At 50.4% G+C, this 19,293-nt stretch carries 16 protein-coding genes; 15 read left to right on the forward strand and 1 reads right to left on the reverse strand.

The genetic code is table 11. The annotated features are described in order from the left end of the window. Positions 1-50 precede the first annotated feature (50 nt). From yqiS to M1Q06_RS08085, 12 genes are all read left to right on the forward strand, one after another. On the forward strand, positions 51-968 hold the full coding sequence (gene yqiS / locus M1Q06_RS08030; protein ID WP_434402679.1) for a phosphate butyryltransferase: 918 nt from the start codon (positions 51-53) through the stop codon (positions 966-968). A gap of 95 nt (positions 969-1,063) precedes the next feature. Then, positions 1,064-2,164, forward strand: a complete 1,101-nt coding sequence (locus M1Q06_RS08035; RefSeq protein WP_274623239.1) for a Leu/Phe/Val dehydrogenase — start codon at positions 1,064-1,066, stop codon at positions 2,162-2,164. A 28-nt stretch (positions 2,165-2,192) separates the two neighbouring features. After that, on the forward strand, positions 2,193-3,278 hold the full coding sequence (gene buk / locus M1Q06_RS08040) for a butyrate kinase (protein ID WP_434402681.1): 1,086 nt from the start codon (positions 2,193-2,195) through the stop codon (positions 3,276-3,278). A 22-nt stretch (positions 3,279-3,300) separates the two neighbouring features. Beyond that, positions 3,301-4,728, forward strand: a complete 1,428-nt coding sequence (gene lpdA, locus M1Q06_RS08045) for a dihydrolipoyl dehydrogenase (protein WP_121299920.1) — start codon at positions 3,301-3,303, stop codon at positions 4,726-4,728. Positions 4,729-4,741: 13 nt separating this feature from the next. Beyond that, complete coding sequence (locus tag M1Q06_RS08050) at positions 4,742-5,746, forward strand: thiamine pyrophosphate-dependent dehydrogenase E1 component subunit alpha (RefSeq protein ID WP_058380860.1); 1,005 nt, start codon at positions 4,742-4,744, stop codon at positions 5,744-5,746. Then, positions 5,746-6,729: an alpha-ketoacid dehydrogenase subunit beta gene (locus M1Q06_RS08055; protein WP_058380859.1), complete on the forward strand. Its 984-nt coding sequence runs from the start codon at positions 5,746-5,748 to the stop codon at positions 6,727-6,729. Before M1Q06_RS08050 ends, M1Q06_RS08055 begins: the two co-directional genes overlap by 1 nt. A 359-nt stretch (positions 6,730-7,088) precedes the next feature. After that, complete coding sequence (locus M1Q06_RS08060) at positions 7,089-8,435, forward strand: dihydrolipoamide acetyltransferase family protein (RefSeq protein ID WP_434402684.1); 1,347 nt, start codon at positions 7,089-7,091, stop codon at positions 8,433-8,435. Between the two features lie 98 nt (positions 8,436-8,533). Further along, the gene (locus M1Q06_RS08065) at positions 8,534-10,228 is read left to right on the forward strand and encodes a methylmalonyl-CoA mutase family protein (RefSeq protein WP_434402686.1); all 1,695 of its coding nucleotides are present in this window, start codon (positions 8,534-8,536) and stop codon (positions 10,226-10,228) included. After that, positions 10,229-12,376 (forward strand): methylmalonyl-CoA mutase, encoded by a 2,148-nt coding sequence (gene scpA, locus M1Q06_RS08070; RefSeq protein ID WP_434402688.1) that lies wholly within the window; start codon positions 10,229-10,231, stop codon positions 12,374-12,376. After that, positions 12,376-13,443, forward strand: a complete 1,068-nt coding sequence (gene meaB / locus M1Q06_RS08075; RefSeq protein WP_434402690.1) for a methylmalonyl Co-A mutase-associated GTPase MeaB — start codon at positions 12,376-12,378, stop codon at positions 13,441-13,443. Before scpA ends, meaB begins: the two co-directional genes overlap by 1 nt. A gap of 65 nt (positions 13,444-13,508) precedes the next feature. Continuing rightward, complete coding sequence (locus tag M1Q06_RS08080) at positions 13,509-13,949, forward strand: BrxA/BrxB family bacilliredoxin (protein ID WP_058380854.1); 441 nt, start codon at positions 13,509-13,511, stop codon at positions 13,947-13,949. A gap of 65 nt (positions 13,950-14,014) precedes the next feature. Next, complete coding sequence (locus M1Q06_RS08085; protein WP_434402692.1) at positions 14,015-15,007, forward strand: aromatic acid exporter family protein; 993 nt, start codon at positions 14,015-14,017, stop codon at positions 15,005-15,007. 111 nt (positions 15,008-15,118) lie between these two features. On the opposite strand, the gene prli42 is transcribed toward M1Q06_RS08085, so the two are convergent. Next, positions 15,119-15,214 (reverse strand): stressosome-associated protein Prli42, encoded by a 96-nt coding sequence (gene prli42 / locus M1Q06_RS08090; protein WP_156889046.1) that lies wholly within the window; start codon positions 15,212-15,214, stop codon positions 15,119-15,121. Between the two features lie 165 nt (positions 15,215-15,379). Between prli42 and mce the strand changes: the two genes are divergently transcribed. The 3 genes from mce (at position 15,380) to M1Q06_RS08105 (ending at position 18,576) form a co-directional block, all read left to right on the forward strand. Next, the gene (gene mce / locus M1Q06_RS08095) at positions 15,380-15,778 is read left to right on the forward strand and encodes a methylmalonyl-CoA epimerase (protein WP_121299909.1); all 399 of its coding nucleotides are present in this window, start codon (positions 15,380-15,382) and stop codon (positions 15,776-15,778) included. A gap of 15 nt (positions 15,779-15,793) precedes the next feature. Next, positions 15,794-17,335 carry an acyl-CoA carboxylase subunit beta gene (locus tag M1Q06_RS08100; RefSeq protein ID WP_434402694.1) on the forward strand — a complete coding sequence of 514 codons (1,542 nt, stop codon included), beginning with the start codon at positions 15,794-15,796 and terminating at the stop codon, positions 17,333-17,335. Positions 17,336-17,457: 122 nt separating this feature from the next. Continuing rightward, complete coding sequence (locus M1Q06_RS08105) at positions 17,458-18,576, forward strand: M20/M25/M40 family metallo-hydrolase (RefSeq protein WP_121299905.1); 1,119 nt, start codon at positions 17,458-17,460, stop codon at positions 18,574-18,576. Positions 18,577-19,293: the final 717 nt, after the last annotated feature.

Below are 19,293 nucleotides of genomic sequence, written 5' to 3' on the forward strand. Positions count from 1 at the left end.
TACATCCCTTATATCTCAAGCTTTCTTCTGTTTTAATTAAAAAGAATGAGGTGATAGATATGACCACTTTGCAGAACATCGTCGATGAAATCGACTTGCAGGACGAGCATGCAGTCGCAGTTGCAGCAGCAGCTGACCACGCAGTAATGGAAGCCATTTCATTAGCGCTCGACCAAAACCTCGCAAGCTTTCATCTATACGATGACGAAGCAACATTGAAGCAACTAATCGCAGCTGATTTCCCACATTTGAAAGGGCATCCAAAACTGGCGCTCCATCATGTGAATGGCCCTCAGCAAGCGGCTAAAGAAGCGGTAAGGGCTGTCTTCATGAATGACGCCAGCGTCTTGATGAAAGGGCATATCCCGACCGCTACTTTGATGAAAGCGGCACTTAACGCGGATTACGGACTTCGCACAGGTTCGGTACTGTCCCATGTGGCGGCTTTTGAAGTCGAAGGCTATGACCGGCTCATTTTCGTCACCGACGCCGGCATGAACCTCGAACCGTCGCTTCAGGAAAAAGCCCAGATCATCCGCAATGCCGTCCAGGTGGCGCGGGCAACTGGTGTCGAATTGCCGGTCGTGGCGGCGCTGGCGGCGGTGGAAGTCGTCAATCCTGCAATGCAGGCGACCTTGGATGCTGCAGCACTGACCGCCATGAACAAGCGCGGCCAGATCACCGATTGCGTCGTTGACGGGCCGCTCGCCTTGGACAATGCAATCTCCGTCGAAGCGGCAAAGCATAAACGCATTGAAGGGGATACGGCGGGGCACGCAGACATTTTGCTAGTGCCGAATATCGAAGCCGGCAACATCCTCTATAAATCGCTCGTTTATTTTTCCAAAGCCAAGGTCGGTGGCATCATCGCGGGTGCTAAAGCACCGATCGTGTTGACATCGCGCGCCGACAGTTCAGAAAGTAAATTATTTTCCCTCGCTCTAGCCTTGCGCTCAGCGACTTTATAAAAAGCAGCATGTATCCAAGGGGAACCTTGCTAATTGACTGCTACTAACCGGATCTATAAAAACTATAAAGCTTACACTATTAGGAGGAATTTACGATGGAAATTTTCAAAAAGATGGAAGAACACGATTACGAGCAATTGGTATTTTGCCAAGATAAAAACTCTGGACTTAAAGCCATCATCTGTATCCACGATACAACGCTTGGGCCAGCACTTGGCGGCACGCGCATGTGGAACTATGAAACAGAAGAAGAAGCGATTGAAGATGCCATCCGCCTTGGCCGCGGCATGACATACAAAAACGCAGCAGCCGGACTCAACCTTGGCGGCGGCAAAACCGTTATCATCGGCGACCCGTTGAAAGACAAAAACGAAGAAATGTTCCGTGCTTTCGGCCGTTTCATCCAAGGTTTGAACGGACGTTACATCACAGCTGAAGATGTTGGAACGACTGTTGCTGACATGGACATGATCCATGAAGAAACAGATTTCGTCACAGGTATCTCACCGGCATTCGGTTCATCAGGTAACCCATCCCCAGTGACTGCATACGGCGCATACATCGGCATGAAAGCGGCCGCTATGGAAGCTTACGGCGACGATTCACTAGAAGGCAAAACAATAGCCGTGCAAGGCGTCGGAAACGTCGCTTACCCGCTATGCGAATACTTGCACAAAGAAGGCGCGAAATTGATTGTCACTGACATCAACAAAGAAGCGGTTCAACGTGCTGTTGAAGCATTCGGCGCTACGGCTGTCGAGCCAAACGAAATCTATTCGGTAGAGGCGGATATCTTCGCGCCATGTGCTATGGGTGCCATCATCAACGATGAGACGATTCCACAATTGAAAGTGAAAGTGGTCGCAGGATCTGCCAATAACCAATTGAAAGAACAGCGCCACGGCGATGAGCTCGAAGCGCGCGGCATCGTTTACGCACCGGACTTCGTTATCAACTCAGGCGGCGTCATCAACGTAGCGGATGAGCTTTACGGCTACAACAACGAACGTGCGATGAAACGCGTTGAAACGATCTACGACAGCATTACACGCATTTTTGAAATTGCCAAACGCGACGGAATTCCAAGCTATATCGCAGCTGACCGTATGGCGGAAGAACGCATTGAGCGCGTACGCAACTCAAGAAGCCAATTCTTGCGCAACGGCCACGGCCATGACATTTTAAGCAGACGCTAAGTTTGAAGGAAGAAACGGAGGAATCGATGTGCAAAAACAGCTGAATCGAATTCTGGTCATTAACCCCGGCTCAACTTCGACAAAGATCGGCGTTTTTGACAACGATGTCCAGATCCTTGAAAAAACTATCCGCCACTCGACAGAAGAGCTGGCGGATTTCCCTGCCATTATTGACCAGTTTCAATTTCGGAAACAAAATATATTAGAAGCGCTTGATGAGGAAGGCATGAACGTCTCGAAACTTTCGGCGGTATGCGGAAGAGGCGGATTGCTGCGCCCGATCGAAGGCGGTACTTACGCTGTTAACGAGGCGATGCTAGAAGACTTGCGTGAAGGCTATTCCGGCCAGCACGCTTCCAATCTCGGCGGCATTATCGCCCATGAAATTGCCGAAGGGCTCAACATCCCGGCATTTATCGTCGATCCTGTCGTTGTCGATGAGTTGTCGCCAATCGCACGCATTTCCGGCTTTTCATTGATTGAACGAAAATCGATTTTTCATGCCTTGAACCAAAAGGCCGTAGCCAGACGCTACGCCAAAGAAACAGGGCGTGCTTATAAAGACTTGCGCCTTATCGTTACACATATGGGCGGCGGCATAACGGTCGGGGTCCATGAAGATGGCAAAGTCGTCGACGTTAATAACGGCTTGCATGGCGACGGCCCTTTCAGCCCCGAGCGGGCAGGAACCGTTCCGGCGGGCGATTTGGTCGAATTGTGCTTTTCCGGTCAATATTACCGCCACGAAATCATGAAAAAACTAGTCGGGCAAGGCGGATTAGTTGGCTATCTTGGCACGAATGATGCCGTGACGGTCGAAAAACGCATCCAAAAAGGCGATAAAGAAGCAGCGTTGGTTTACGATGCGATGGCTTATCAAGTCGCGCGGGAAATCGGTTCTGCAAGCGCCGTATTAAAAGGGCAAGTCGATGCCATCATCTTAACGGGTGGCCTTGCTTATGGAAAAGACTTCGTTAAAGCGATTTCAGACCGGATTTCCTGGATTGCCGATGTCGTGGTCCATCCCGGAGAAAACGAACTGCAAGCGCTCGCAGAAGGCGCTAGCCGGGTTCTCGACGGCGAAGAACAAGCGCGAATCTATCCAAACGGTTAACATTCCAAAGGAGGAATTCCCAATGGCTCAAAATTACGATGTCGTCATTCTAGGCGGCGGTACGGGCGGCTATGTAGCGGCAATCCGCTCAGCCCAGCTCGGCCTTAAAACTGCGATTGTCGAAAAGGGCAAACTGGGCGGTACATGCCTGCACCAAGGCTGCATCCCGAGTAAAGCATTGCTCCGCAGTGCAGAAGTATATGCAACGACAAAAAACCATGCTGCCGATTTTGGCGTCAACACCGGTGAAGTATCGCTCGATTTCTCACGCGTGCAACAGCGTAAACAAGGAATCGTCGACCAGCTTCATGCAGGGGTACAAGGCTTGATGAAAAAAGGCAAAATCGATGTTTACGAAGGCATCGGCCGCATTCTCGGCCCATCGATCTTCTCGCCAAACCCAGGGACCATTTCAGTTGAAATGAACAACGGGGAAGAGAACGAAATGCTCATCCCGAATAACGTCATCATCGCGACCGGTTCACGCCCGCGGACATTGCCGGGCCTTGATATCGATGGAGAGTTGGTCATGAGTTCTGAAGAAGCACTTGCGATGACCGAACTGCCAAAATCCATTTTGATCGTCGGAGGAGGCGTCATCGGAATCGAATGGGCTTCAATGCTCAACGATTTCGGCGTCGAAGTGACGGTTCTCGAATACGCAGACCGCATCGTGCCGACTGAAGACAAAGACATTTCCAAAGAAATGCAGAAGTTATTGAAGAAAAAAGGCGTAAAATTCGCAACTAGCGCGAAAGTCTTGCCAGAAACCGTTGAAAAAGGTGAAGGCCAAGTGTCGATCCAAGCCGAAATCAACGGCAGCAACGAAACCTTCACTGCTGAAAAAATGCTGGTATCGGTCGGACGCCAAGCCAATGTCGAAAATATCGGGATTGAAAACACGGATATTCTCGTTGAAAAAGGCTTTATCCAAGTGAAGAACACGTTCCAGACGAAAGAATCCCATATTTACGCAATCGGTGATGTCATTGGCGGCATGCAACTTGCTCACGTGGCTTCTCACGAAGGCATTACTGCGGTTGAGCATATTAAAGGCAATGCGCCACATGCCATCAACTACGACCTTGTGTCACGCTGCATCTACTCGAATCCGGAAGCTGCAAGTGTGGGCATTACGGAAGACCAAGCAAAAGAGCAAGGTTATGAGGTGAAAACCGGAAAATTCTCATTCAAGGCGATCGGTAAAGCGTTGGTCTATGGAGAGTCGGATGGTTTTGTGAAAATCATTGCAGACAAAGAAACAAACGATATCCTTGGCGTCCATATGATCGGGCCGCATGTGACGGACATGATCTCAGAAGCCGGGCTTGCCATGGTACTTGACGCAACGCCTTGGGAAATTGCAGACACAATCCACCCGCACCCGACGCTTTCAGAGGTCATGGGCGAAGCGGCATTAGCGGTAGACGGCAAAGCGATCCATAGTTAAAGGAGGAAATTCAATGGCTACGAAACACGAAGAAGTAGGTTTGACGAACGAAGATGTCTTGAAAATATATGAAACGATGTTGACGGCACGCCGCGTTGATGAGCGCATGTGGCTCCTGAACCGTGCAGGGAAAATTCCTTTCGTCATTTCTTGCCAAGGGCAGGAAGCAGCGCAGGTCGGAGCGGCTTACGCACTCGACAATACGAAAGATTATGTCGCACCGTATTACCGCGACCTCGGCGTGGTCCTTCACTTCGGCATGACGCCGAAAGATCTGATGCTATCGGCATTTGCCAAAGCAGAAGACCCGAACTCCGGCGGCCGCCAGATGCCTGGGCATTTCGGGCAAAAGAAAAACCGCATCCTGACAGGTTCTTCACCTGTAACGACTCAGCTTCCGCATGCAGTAGGTGTTGCGCTTGCTGGGAAAATGAAGAAAAAGGATTTCATCACATTCAACACGCTTGGTGAAGGTTCTTCCAACCAAGGTGATTTCCATGAAGGCTTGAACTTTGCCGGTGTACATAAATTGCCGGTCATCACCATGGTTGAAAATAACCGCTACGCGATTTCCGTGCCGTTTGAGCGTCAAGTGGCGAGCAAAAACGTTTCGGATCGTGCAGCAAGCTACGGAATGCCTGGCGTGACAATCGACGGAAACGACCCGATCGAGGTATATAAACACGTGAAACAAGCAGCAGACCGCGCACGCAACGGCGAAGGCCCGAGCTTGATCGAGACGGTTTCAGAGCGCATGACAGCCCACTCATCTGATGATGACCATCGCCAATACCGTTCAGCGGATGAACTCGCTGCACAAAAAGAAAAAGACCCAATTCTGTTGTTTGGTGCTTATTTGAAAGAAAACGGCATCATGGACGACGAACTTGAAAAAGAAATCAACGACCGCATCATGGCGCTTGTTAACGAAGCGACAGATTATGCAGAAAACGCAGCATACGCACCAGCAGAAAGTGCAATGAAATACGTCTATGCAGAAGAAGGAGGAAACGAATAATGGCAGTTATGAGTTATATCGATGCCATCACGCTTGCCATGAAAGAAGAAATGGCGCGTGACGAAAACGTTTTCGTACTCGGGGAAGATGTCGGGAAAAAAGGCGGCGTCTTCAAAGCGACACAAGGGCTTTACGATGAATTCGGCGAAGACCGCGTAGTTGACACGCCGCTTGCTGAATCAGCTATCGCAGGCGTTGGAATCGGAGCCGCGATGTATGGCTTGCGCCCAATCGCTGAATTCCAGTTTGCGGATTTCATCATGCCGGCAGTCAACCAGATTATTTCGGAAGCTTCGCGCATCCGTTATCGTTCTAATAACGACTGGTCTTGCCCGATCGTCTTCCGTGCTCCATTTGGCGGCGGCGTCCACGGTGCACTTTACCATTCGCAATCCGTCGAAGCGGTATTCGCTAACCAACCGGGACTTAAAATCGTCATCCCATCCACACCGTATGACGCGAAAGGCTTGTTGAAAGCAGCGATCCGCGATGAAGATCCGGTCATGTTCTTCGAGCACAAACGCGCATATCGCCTAATCAAAGGCGAAGTGCCGGAAGATGATTACACAATCGAAATCGGCAAAGCCGACGTCAAGCGCGAAGGCGAAGACATCACTGTTATCACCTACGGATTGGCTGTCCATTTCGCATTGCAAGCTGCAGAACGCCTGGCTGAAGATGGCTACTCCGTCCACATCCTGGATTTGCGCACGATCTATCCATTGGATAAAGAAGGCATCATCGAAGCAGCGAAAAAGACCGGCAAAGTCCTTCTGGTCACTGAAGACAATAAAGAAGGAAGCATCATCGGCGAAGTGGCAGCTATCATCGCTGAAAACTGCCTATTCGACCTTGACGCACCGATCAAACGCCTTGCAGGACCGGACATTCCGGCAATGCCATACGCACCGACCATGGAGAAATTCTTCATGATCAACCCGGACAAAGTAGAAAAAGCCATGAGAGAACTAGCCGAGTTTTAAGAAGAAAAGCGGAAATGGCCGTCTAGCTTCGACAGACATAAAGCAGGCTGGCGAAGCGGCGCTTTTTGCCGCACAGCCGGAATGGTTTATGACCCGAGAAGCTGGCCATTGCAGCTAGACAGAAGAAAAGCGCAGTTGCCCATCTAGGCCCGACAAGCGCTGGAGGGGTGGCCTGAAATGGCGATTTGTGCCATTTCCGGACAGACCGAAGCGACCTCGAGGGACTGGGCAACGGAGCTAGACAGAAGAAAAGCGGAAATGGCCGTCTAGCTTCGACAGGCATAAGCCCGAGAAGCTGGCCGTTAACGCATAAACCTTATAAATGAATATGCATCACAGATTGAAAAGGAGGAATCCCTTTGGCTATTGAAAAAATCACGATGCCCCAACTTGGCGAAAGTGTAACAGAAGGCACGATCGAAAAATGGCTCGTCCAGCCAGGCGACCATGTAAACAAGTATGATCCGTTGGCGGAAGTCAATACCGATAAAGTAACGGCAGAAGTTCCTTCATCGTTTACGGGGACGATCAAGGAATTGATCGCTTCTGAAGGCGATACATTGGAAGTCGGCGAAGTGGTCTGCACGATCGAAACTGAAGGCGGAGATTCTGCCCCAGTGGAAGAAGCAAAACCAGCTGAAGGCGAAAAAGCCAATGAAATGCCAGCTGCAGGAGCCGCACCGACCAAAAAACTCGAAGGTGAAAAAGGCTCATCAAAACCAGCTAAACCACAGGGCGGCAAAGCACGTTATTCACCAGCCGTTCTTCGTCTCGCGCAAGATCACGACATCGACTTGAACCAAGTCGAAGGATCTGGAAACGAAGGCCGCATCACCCGCAAGGATTTGATGCAATTGATCGACAGCGGCAACATTCCTCAAGCGGGCAGCGAGACTGCACAAGCGCCACAAGCGGCTGAAACAGCAGAACCTGTTCAGCAAGCTGCGCCGCAACAAACACCGAAAGCACCAGCTGCTAAGGAAGAATCCATCGAATCAGCTCCTGGCGATATCGAAATCCCCGTCACCGGCGTGCGCAAAGCGATTGCAGCGAATATGCTCAAGAGCAAGCATGAAGCGCCGCATGCGTGGATGATGATCGAAGTCGACGTGACGGATCTTGCGCAATTCCGCGATTCCATCAAAGGCGACTTCAAGAAAAAAGAAGGATTCAACATCACGTATTTTGCATTCTTCGTCAAAGCGATCTCCCAGGCATTGAAAGAGTTCCCAATGATGAACTCGATGTGGGCAGGGGACAAGATCATCCAGAAAAAAGACATCAACATCTCGATTGCGGTCGCTTCAGACAACGCCTTGTTCGTTCCGGTCATCAAAAATGCCGACGAGAAATCTGTTAAAGGCATCGGCCGCGAAATCAACGAACTGGCGCAAAAAGCGCGCACAGGCAAGTTGAAGTCGGCAGATATGCAAGGCGGCACGTTCACCGTCAATAACACCGGGTCGTTCGGTTCTGTCCAATCGATGGGCATCATCAACCACCCGCAAGCTGCGATCATCCAAGTCGAGTCGATCGTCAAGCGCCCAGTCATCATGCAGGGTGGAATGATCGCTGCACGTGATATGGTGAACTTATGCCTATCGCTCGACCACCGTGTTCTTGATGGCCTCGTTTGCGGGCAGTTCTTGGCACGCGTTAAGGAAATACTTGAAAAAATGAACAAGGACAATACATCAGTTTATTGATGAAAAGTTTGGAGTCTTCGGACTTCAAGCTTTTTTTCCTTTCAGTAACTTGCAACGTCAGGTAAAATGGAGACAGAAAGCTTTGAGGAGGGAATAGTTTGACGATTGAATCGATGAAGAACATTCAGTTTCCTGAGCGTACATACGAAGAATGGAAACAAGCGGCAGAAGCTGCACTGAAAGGAAAAGATTTTGAAAAGGTGATGAAAACCAGCACCATTGAAGACATCACCCTCGAACCCCTCTATACGAAAGACATGTTGGAGCGATCCGTATCCGATGTGGAAGCACAAGTAGCCGCTGTCCAGAGCGGCAAGTTCGGTCCTTCCTGGATCGTGGCGCAGGAAATCACAGCGCATGATGCCGAGGGATTTTTGGCTGTGACAGAAGATGATCTGTCACGAGGAAATGAAGCGGTCGTCTATTCCGGTGCACAGCCATTCGACTGGACCGAAGCGCAGCTCGAACAACTTGCGGATTTGATCGTCCGCTATCCGATTTATTTCAAGGTAACTGAAGACAACGATCCCATTTTAAAGGTGTTCGATATGCTTCCAGCTGAACAGCAGGCAAAAGTACAAGGCGTCATTTTCACGGAAGAGCCAATTCAGGCACCAGAAAATGTCCGGACTGGCTTGATTGATACTTTGCCGACGCATAACGCCGGCGGGACGATCATCCATGAACTTGGTGTGGCGCTTAGCATGATGGCCGAATCGCTGGACCAACAGGATTTCGAATCAGCAGCGAAGAGCTTTTGGGTCCGTTTTGCAGTCGACACGCATTTCTTCCAGGAAATTTCCAAAATACGGGCATTCCGTGTATTGTGGCAGGCATTCTGCTCCGCTTACGGAAAACAAGCGCCACGCATCCCGATATTTACGGAAACGTCGGTGCGCTCGTATTCCAAACTGGACCCTTACGTCAATTTGCTGCGGGCAGGCAATGCCACTTTTTCCGCCGTGCTAGCGGGAACGGACGGGCATACTGTGCATCCGCATGATTTCCTGACAGTTCCGACTGGTTCCAGCCGGCGCATCGCACGCAATGTACAATTGGTCATTAAAGAAGAATCCCATGTTTCGCACGTCACCGATGTTGCAGCTGGATCTTATTACATCGAAAGCCTAACGCGCGAATACGTCGATGCCGCATGGAACTATTTCTTGGAAATCCAGGAAGCAGGAGGCTATTCCGAAGTGAAGCGGACTGGCTGGCTAACAGACGACATTCAAGCCAAATGGCTCGATCGCGAACAGCAAGTGGCCAACCGCAAAGCTTCCTTGATCGGCACGAATATCTACGCCAACCCGCAGGAGCCGGTGAAAGACGCCAAAATCGATACCGCCCATTTGGAGTATATGACAGCCAAACGCTTGGCGACGCCGTTTGAGAAATTACGTGCGAAAAGCCGCGAAACGAGCGTCAAATCGGCCGTTATCTTGTTGGAGCCGTTAAAAGCCGTGAAACCGCAGGTGGATTTTGTGCAAGGCTTCTTATCCGTCGCAGGAATCGAGCCCGAAATCAGCCCGTATCTTTCCTCCGCTGACGAAGTAAACCGTTATATCCGTTCTGAAGAGCTCGACTACGCCGTTTTATGTGGAAGCCGTGAAACACTTGAAAAAACGATTCCGCAACTCGATGCGAAAGCGGCAATTGATGTAGCCGGGAAAATCGATAAGGAAACGTTAAAAAGTTGGGAAGCAAACGGGATCCGCGATTCTCTCTATGCGGGCAAGCCGTTGATCGATAAATTAGAAGCTGTTTTGTCACTTGGAAAGGAGGCGCTGTAAATGACGACACCTGATTTTACGAAAATTGACGTCACAAAACTCGATACGGCTAAATTGGGCGACCGGGATGAGAGCGCTTTTATGACCAATGAAGGCATTGCCGTGAAACCATTTTATTCTTCGAAAGACTTGAATGAAGAACAAACGAGCTATCCTGGATTTGCGCCGAACGTCCGCGGGCCATACCCGACGATGTACGTATCACGGCCTTGGACAGTGCGCCAGTATGCCGGTTTTTCGACCGCTGAAGAAAGCAACGCCTTCTATCGCCGCAATTTGGCAATGGGCCAAAAAGGCTTGTCCGTGGCATTCGACCTCGCGACGCACCGTGGCTATGATTCCGACCACCCGCGCGTTGTCGGCGATGTCGGTAAAGCCGGGGTAGCCATCGATAGCGTCGAAGATATGAAAATTTTATTTGACGGCATCCCGCTTGACCAAATGTCGGTATCGATGACAATGAATGGCGCAGTTGTGCCGATTATGGCATTTTTCATCGTCGCTGCAGAAGAACAGGGCGTCTCGCCAGAGCAATTGGCGGGCACAATCCAAAACGATATCCTCAAAGAATATATGGTGCGCAACACCTATATCTATCCTCCGGCGATGTCGATGCAGATCATTGCGGATATCTTTAAATACACATCTGATCATATGCCGAAATTCAACTCGATTTCCATTTCGGGCTACCATATCCAAGAAGCGGGCGCTACGGCGGATATCGAGCTTGCCTATACGCTTGCAGACGGCTTGGAATATGTCCGTACCGGTTTGGATGCAGGAATCGGCATCGACCAGTTCGCGCCGCGCTTGTCATTTTTCTGGGGTATCGGCATGAACTATTTCATGGAAGTCGCAAAAATGCGGGCTGGGCGCGAAATCTGGGCGAAGATGATGAAGAGCTTCGACCCGCAAAACGCTAAATCCTTGGCGCTCCGCACGCACTCCCAAACTTCGGGGTGGAGCTTGACGGAGCAGGACCCATTCAATAACGTGACACGGACGCTGCTCGAGGCGAATGCAGCGGCGATGGGCCATACGCAATCCTTGCACACCAATGCACTCGATGAAGCGATTGCCTTGCCGACTGATTTCTCCGCTCGTATTGCACGCAATACGCAATTATTCCTTCAAGAAGAGACTTTGATGAATAATACGATCGATCCATGGGGTGGTTCGTATTACGTTGAAAAGCTGACGGAAGAATTGATGGAAAAAGCGTGGACATTGATCGAAGAAGTCGAGGAACTCGGCGGCATGGCAAAAGCCATTGAAACGGGTCTTCCGAAAATGCGCATCGAAGAAGCGGCTGCGAAAAAACAAGCGCAAATCGATTCGAATGAAGAAACAATCATCGGCGTCAACCGCTACCGTCTCGATGAGGAAGACCCGATCGATATTTTGAACATCGACAACACGATGGTGCGTAAAAAGCAGATTGAGCGACTCGATCGGATGCGCGACACGCGCGACCAGAAAAAAGTAGAGAAAGCGTTGCTGGAGCTGACAAAAGCGGCAGAAAGCGGCGAAGACAATATTCTCGCCTGTGCAATTGAAGCGGCTCGCCACCGGGCATCACTCGGCGAAATTTCGGATGCCATCGAAAAAGCTTCCGGCAGGCATAAGGCGGTGATCCGTTCCGTGAGCGGTGTATACAGTTCTAACTTCTCCAACCAGGAAGAAATGCAGATCGTCAAACAAATGACGGAGGAATTCATTGAAAACGAAGGCCGCCGCCCGCGTATCCTGATCGCCAAGATGGGCCAGGACGGACACGATCGCGGCGCGAAAGTCATCTCGACCGCATTTGCTGATCTCGGCTTTGATGTAGACATCGGGCCATTGTTCCAAACGCCTGCAGAAACAGCCCAGCAGGCCGCGGAAAACGACGTCCATGTCATCGGCGTCAGCTCGCTTGCAGCTGGCCATATGACACTTGTGCCGGATCTCGCGGCAGAGTTGAAAAAAGTGGGGCGTGAAGACATTTTAATCGTCGTCGGCGGCGTCATCCCGGCACAGGATTACGAATTCCTGCGCAATAACGGCGCAAGCGCGATCTTCGGGCCAGGGACAGTCATCCCGGTTGCCGCCCAAAAAGTCATCGAAGAAATTTACGCGCGCCTCGGGTACGAGGAAGAGGCAGACTGATGGATCGCGAGAAGCAGTCCAGACAAGTCATGTCGGGTGTTTCGGACAAGCATGATGGCATGAAAGCATTGCCAAGGAAAAAATTTAAAAAGCCGGCTGCCAACCAATTTGATTTGGGCGAGCTCGCACGCGGCGTGGAAAGCGGATCGCGCTTGCATTTAGGTAAGGCGATCACCTTGCTTGAAAGCACTAACCCCGATCACAAAAAGCGCGGCCAGGAATTATTGAATGCACTGCTGCCAAAAACGGGCAATAGCATACGCATCGGCATCACCGGCGTTCCAGGAGCCGGCAAAAGCACATTCATCGAAACCTTCGGGACGATGCTGACAGAGCTCGGCCACCGGGTAGCGGTGCTTGCGATCGACCCCAGTTCCTCGCGAACGGGCGGCAGCATACTCGGCGACAAAACGCGCATGGAAGAACTGGCGCGAAACCCTAAAGCGTTCATCCGGCCATCGCCCACTGCAGGAACGCTCGGCGGCGTCCATAAAAAGACACGTGAGACGATGCTCTTATGCGAAGCGGCAGGCTACGACGTAATCTTGGTCGAAACGGTCGGTGTCGGGCAGAGCGAGACGCTCGTGCGCGGCATGGTTGATATGTTCCTGTTGCTTGTGTTGACGGGTGCTGGAGATGAGTTGCAAGGCATGAAAAAGGGCATCTTGGAATTGGCGGATGCGATGATTGTCCATAAAGCCGACCAGGACAATTTGCCGCTCGCAAAAAAAACCGTGCGGGAATACAAACAGATGCTGCATTTTTTGCAACCGGCGACCGAAGGATGGACGACACGCCCTTTGGCGGTTTCGTCCATTGAAGGAACCGGCATGCAAGAGATCTGGGATATGGTCAAGGATTTTGAACAAACGGTGAAAGAAAGCAGCTATTGGGACACGAGGCGTCAGGAACAGACGCGCGATTGGTTCCATTCGATGATCACCGATGAATTGCTTGGCCGTTTTTACGGCGATCCTGAGCGCAAACAGCAGGTTAAAGACATGGAACAGCGCATTCTCAATGACCGATTGACGGTCTCACAGGCGGTCACGGAACTGTTCAAGTAAGCTTTTTTGCAACTGTGCCGCCGTCCTGATATGATAAGAACAGCAATAATGAAGGAGTGGTACAGATGAGCATGGATTTTAATTTCCTGATGAATGATATTGTTACACAAGCCCGCCAAGAACTAACTGACGGTGGCTATACACAGCTCGAAACGGCAGAAGACGTGCAAGAGGCATTCGCAAAACCCGGCACGAGCCTTGTCATGATCAACTCGGTTTGCGGATGTGCAGGCGGCATCGCACGCCCGGCTGCTCTTCACTCGGTCCATTACGACAAACGCCCGGACCACTTGTATACGGTATTTGCCGGCCAAGACAAAGAAGCGACGGCGCAAGCACGTGATTTGTTCGGCGATGACCATTTGCCATCGTCACCATCGTTCGCTTTCCTGAAAGATGGTAAATTAGTGGATGAAATCGGCCGCCACGAAATCGAAGGGCACGATCCGATGTCGGTCATTACGCATATCCAGTCAATTTTCGAAGAGCATTGCGAAGAAATGTAAGAAAAAATGTAAGAAAAAATGCCCCCGGCAGCGGGGGCATTTTTGTATTTTGAGGGGAGACGCCTATGAAACTGAAACCATACCGCATCGGTTACCGGACCATGAAAACAGCACTCGGCGCCGCCATCGCCATTTATTTGGCCCAGTTGATCGGACTCGAATATTATGTATCTGCCGGCATCTTGACGATCTTGTGCATCCAGCCGACAAAAAAGAAGTCGGTCCGTGCCGCGTTCTCCCGCTTTGTCGCCAGCATGATCGCCATCGTCTTCGCATTCATCTTTTTTGAACTGGGCATGTATCATCCCATCACGCTCGGCATTCTAATCTTGCTGTTCATCCCGGTGCTCGTCAGCCTTGGGTTTTCGGATGGCTTCGTCTCCAGTGCGGTCATTTTGCTTCATTTATACGATGCCAAAAATTTGACCGGCGCATTGTTCCTGAACGAAGTGATGTTGATGATGATTGGTTTCGGTACAGCGTTGATCGTCAACATGTATATGCCGAGCATCGAGAAAAAACTCGACCGCTACCGGGAAGAAGTCGAACGGCTGTATTCGACGATTTTTCGTGAAACGACTATTTACTTGCGCCACGGGGAATCGGATTGGACCGGTAAGGAATTGATGGAATCGGAAAAGCTGATCGATAAAGCCAAAGCGCTCGCTTATCAGGATGTTGAGAATCACTTGCTGCGACACGAAAACAAGTATTACCATTATTTCGATATGCGCGAGCAGCAGCTTCAAATTATCGAACGCATCTTGCCGAAAATCACGGCGCTCCCGGTGATCGTCGGACAGACCCAGCTTGTTGCGGATTTTTTGGAAGACTTGTCCGAACATGTGCATTCCGGCAATACCGCCGACCAATACATCACCAAATTGGATCGGCTGAAAGCGAATTTCGCCGAGATGCCGCTGCCGGATACGCACGAAAAATTCCTTGCTATGGCGGATCTGAATGCCATCATTCAGGAAATGGAAACTTATCTCGAGATCAAGCAAAGTTATAAAGGCTTCCACAATAAAAAAGGGCTCAACCCAAGCCTAGCCTAAAAAACCGGCCAGAGAAATCACGCTCTGGCCGGTTTTTGTGTGCGCACGAAAAAAAGGGCCCTCTCAGCGCGTAGTTCATGCGCGGAAAGAAGCCCTTCAGCAGATTTCAAATTAAATGACGAAGCTTAAGCCCATCATCAGGCTCGATAGCAGCATCAATCCGACCATTGCGTAGACAATGACTTTACGGAAAGCTTGGTTTCTCATGGATAGCATAGCTCCTTTATTCCTGTACTTTGAAAGAATCATACCACATATGGGCTGATTTTTAAACTGGCAGCGTCGCCATTTTCTTAATATTCGATAACAACTAGAGTTTTTGGCTTTGAATGGGTACAATAAAGAGGAAGCCAAAAAAGGAAGTGAATAAGGATGAAGAAAGTAGATCATATCGGAATCGCTGTAAAAGATTTAGAGCAGGTCCTGCCTTATTACACAGAGACACTTGGGTGTCCGTTGATGAAAATCGAAGAAGTGGAAGGGCAGAAAGTGAAAGTGGCCTTTATCGATGCAGGCAACATCAAGCTGGAACTACTTGAGCCGATGAGCGAAGACAGCCCGATCCACAAATTTATCGAGAAAAAAGGCGAAGGCATCCATCACATCGCGTTCGGTGTCGACGGTATCGAAGAACGCATGTCGGAACTTCGTGAAAACGGTGTCAAATTATTGAGTGACGAACCGAAACCGGGAGCAGGCGGGGCAATGGTTGCCTTTTTACACCCGAAATCGTCAAATGGCGTTTTGTATGAACTGTGCGAAAAGAAGTGACGGAGGAGTGGGGAAATGGACATTTATGAACGCATCAATGAGTTGTATGACAGAAAAAGAGAAATCGAACTAGGCGGCGGTGAAGCCCGCATTGATAAGCAGCACGAAAAAGGCAAATTGACCGCCCGCGAGCGCATCGACTTGTTGCTCGATGAAGGCAGCTTTGTCGAATTAAGCCCGTTCGTCGAACACCGCACGACCGACTTCGGCATGGGCAAAGGCCCAGGGGAAGGCGTTGTCACTGGCTATGGCAAAGTGAATGGCCGCCCGATCTACCTGTTTTCTCAAGATTTCACCGTTTTTGGCGGTGCATTGGGTGAAATGCATGCGAAAAAAATCGCTAACGTCATGGACATGGCAGCCAAAAACGGCGCTCCGTTTATCGGTTTGAACGATTCCGGCGGCGCCCGCATCCAGGAAGGCGTGTTATCGCTTGATGGCTATGGCCATATTTTTTACCGCAATTCAATTTATTCGGGAGTCATCCCGCAAATTTCCGTCATTATGGGGCCATCTGCAGGCGGAGCGGTCTATTCGCCGGCCATTACCGATTTTGTTTTCATGGTCGACAAAACGAGTCAGATGTTCATCACAGGGCCGAAAGTTATCGAAACGGTCACGGGAGAAAAAATCTCCTCTGAGGATCTCGGAGGATCACGTGTACATACTGCGATTAGCGGAAATGCCCATTTCCGTTCAGGTTCAGAGCAGGAAGTTCTCGAAATGGTGCGCCAATTGGTCAGCTATTTGCCACAGAATAACCAGGAAATGCCGCCACGCCTTGAAGTCGACAACGAAGACGATTACCGCCCGGATCTGGCTGATATCGTCCCTTACGAAGCGATTCGCCCATACGACGTCCGAAAAGTCGTTGAACAAGTCGTCGACAAGGACAGCTTCATGGAAGTGCAACCGGAATTCGCCCGCAATATCGTGATCGGCCTTGCCCGCATTAAAGGCGAAACGGTCGGGCTTGTGTGCAACCAGCCGAAAGTAATGGCAGGCGGCCTCGATATCGATTCTTCCGATAAAGCAGCGCGTTTCATCCGCTTCTGTGATAGCTTCAATATTCCGCTCATTACCTTTGAAGATGTCACTGGGTTCTTCCCGGGCATTAAACAAGAGCATGGTGGCATCATTCGCCACGGGGCGAAAATTCTCTATGCTTATTCGGAAGCGACGGTGCCAAAAATGACCGTCATTTTGCGGAAAGCTTACGGGGGCGCCTATGTGGCACTCAACTCGAAATCAATCGGCGCGGATTTGGTGTTCTCTTGGCCGAATGCCGAAATCGCGGTCATGGGCCCGAACGGCGCAGCGAATATCATCTTCGCCCGTGAAATCGACGCAAGCGACGATCCCGAAGCGACACGTGCAGCGAAAATCGAAGAATACCGCGAGAAATTTGCGAATCCTTACGTCGCAGCGGCACGCGGTATGGTCGATGACGTCATCGACCCGCGTGAAACACGCATCAAACTCATCCAGGCTCTCGAGATGATGCGCCACAAGAAAGACGAACGGCCGAAGAAAAAACACGGCAATATGCCGCTATAAAAGACTTTTTGACCAATCTCTTCCTGTCACAGGGAAGAGATTGATGCGTTTTGCATGAAGTCGACAGGGGCTAAGGCTATAATAGGAACTGGACTAAATGGAATAGAAGAGGAGTTTTTGGAATGAAAACCGATCGCTTATTGGAAGAATTTTTGGAGCTTGTGCAAATTGACTCCGAAACAAAAGAAGAAGCCGCCATTGCGAAAGTATTGACGGAAAAGCTGGAAGCTCTCGGCTTTAGCGTCGTCGAAGACGATTCAAAACAACGCACAGGACATGGTGCAGGAAACCTGGTGGCGACACTTGAAGGCACGAAAAAAGATGCGCCGCCGATTTATTTCACCGTACATATGGATACAGTTGTTCCCGGTAAAGGCATCAAGCCGGAAGTCCGCGACGGCTATGTGTATTCAGACGGCACGACGATTCTGGGCGCTGATGACAAAGCTGGTGTTGCGGCATTATTGGAACTTGCACGCCATTTGTCAGAAGAAAATGTTGAACACGGGGATATCCAATTCCTGATTACAGCTGGTGAAGAAAGCGGTTTGGTCGGGGCGAAAGAATTCGATGCATCCCTATTGAAGGCAAAATTCGGCTATGCAGTCGATAGCGACGGCCAAGTCGGCGGTATTGTGACATCTGCGCCGAACCAAGCGAAATTGTGGACAACGATCTACGGCAAGACGGCGCATGCCGGCGTTGCGCCGGAAAAAGGCGTATCTGCGATCACCATCGCATCAAAAGCGATCGCGCGCATGAAACTCGGGCGCATCGATGAAGAGACGACCGCAAACATCGGCCGTTTCGAAGGCGGTAAAGCGACCAATATCGTTTGCGACGAAGTCCATATCTTGTCTGAAGCCCGCTCGATTAGCGAAGACAAATTGGCAGACCAAACGGCTCACATGGAATCCGTTTTCGAAGAAGTTGCCAAGGAAATGGGCGGACGTGCGGAAACAGACGTCCAGCTCATGTACCCAGGATTCCGTTTTGATGAAATGGACCCTGTCGTAGATATCGCGAAAGCTGCCGCTGAGCGCATCGGCCGCCCATCGCCTGTCCTCACAAGCGGAGGCGGAAGCGATGCCAATATCATCAACGGCCACGGCGTTCCGACGGTCAACCTATGTGTCGGCTATGAAGAAATCCACACAACGAACGAACGCATGCCGGTCCTAGAGCTTGAGAAACTGACCGAGCTCTTGGTCGAAATTGTCAAAGAAGCAGCCACGCGTTAATCAAACCATATCAACTGCCTTCGAAGACCATTCAATATGGTTTTTGGGGGCAGTTGTTTGTGTGTAGAAATGTTCTGGAGATTGCGCTGCAAGGGGCACGCTTGGGGCTCGCAGGATGCGAGTCATGCAGCTGATGCGACAGGACGTCGCGCTTTCAGCTGCCCGGGGATGGGGCGGGTGTTGAGACGCTTCTCTCACTGATATGGAAAGCGTTGCTCCCACATCTGCAAGCAGATGCGTCGCAAATGAATGGACTCGGCTTCCCCTCGCCATCCATTCGCCCCTTTCCGCTTCATCTCTAGTTTTAGAAAGTAAGTCAAATGCATCTGACAATGGAATTAATTTGAATAGTTTTGTTCAGCTTTGTAAGTTCAAATTGAATAGTCACGGCAACTTCATAACCATCAAGTCTAGCTAAGCGTCCCCACCAGTGGATGAATTCAAACGAAAAGACACATCATCGCATGCAATATCCAATGAAATATTAAAGCCGAACCGCGCACACGGGCGAGCCGAAGCAATAAGACAAGTGTTCTTCTTGGCTTATTGTGAGAGGCCAGCCCAAAGCGGGAGGCGGCTATTCAAAGATGAAAAAAACAACGGTCAGCACACCACGCTTACAAGTCCAACTAAGCACTAATTTTATTTAGCAAAGTTTAATAAATCTAGCACAAATCCATTGGAACTGGAAAGGGTGAACAGGATGCCTGTTCGCCT

The sequence above is a fragment of the Planococcus sp. 11815 genome (assembly GCF_051096385.1).
Lineage (GTDB): Bacteria > Bacillota > Bacilli > Bacillales_A > Planococcaceae > Planococcus > Planococcus citreus.

What these genes read in the sequence shown, in the direction of transcription:
- M1Q06_RS08035 (WP_274623239.1), top strand. Translation starts at nt 1,064, where the DNA reads ATGGAAATTTTCAAAAAGATGGAAGAACACGATTACGAGCAATTGGTA.
- lpdA (WP_121299920.1), top strand. Translation starts at nt 3,301, where the DNA reads ATGGCTCAAAATTACGATGTCGTCATTCTAGGCGGCGGTACGGGCGGC.
- M1Q06_RS08050 (WP_058380860.1), top strand. Translation starts at nt 4,742, where the DNA reads ATGGCTACGAAACACGAAGAAGTAGGTTTGACGAACGAAGATGTCTTG.
- M1Q06_RS08055 (WP_058380859.1), top strand. Translation starts at nt 5,746, where the DNA reads ATGGCAGTTATGAGTTATATCGATGCCATCACGCTTGCCATGAAAGAA.
- scpA (WP_434402688.1), top strand. Translation starts at nt 10,229, where the DNA reads ATGACGACACCTGATTTTACGAAAATTGACGTCACAAAACTCGATACG.
- meaB (WP_434402690.1), top strand. Translation starts at nt 12,376, where the DNA reads ATGGATCGCGAGAAGCAGTCCAGACAAGTCATGTCGGGTGTTTCGGAC.
- M1Q06_RS08080 (WP_058380854.1), top strand. Translation starts at nt 13,509, where the DNA reads ATGAGCATGGATTTTAATTTCCTGATGAATGATATTGTTACACAAGCC.
- M1Q06_RS08085 (WP_434402692.1), top strand. Translation starts at nt 14,015, where the DNA reads ATGAAACTGAAACCATACCGCATCGGTTACCGGACCATGAAAACAGCA.
- prli42 (WP_156889046.1), bottom strand. Translation starts at nt 15,214, where the DNA reads ATGAGAAACCAAGCTTTCCGTAAAGTCATTGTCTACGCAATGGTCGGA.
- mce (WP_121299909.1), top strand. Translation starts at nt 15,380, where the DNA reads ATGAAGAAAGTAGATCATATCGGAATCGCTGTAAAAGATTTAGAGCAG.
- M1Q06_RS08100 (WP_434402694.1), top strand. Translation starts at nt 15,794, where the DNA reads ATGGACATTTATGAACGCATCAATGAGTTGTATGACAGAAAAAGAGAA.
- M1Q06_RS08105 (WP_121299905.1), top strand. Translation starts at nt 17,458, where the DNA reads ATGAAAACCGATCGCTTATTGGAAGAATTTTTGGAGCTTGTGCAAATT.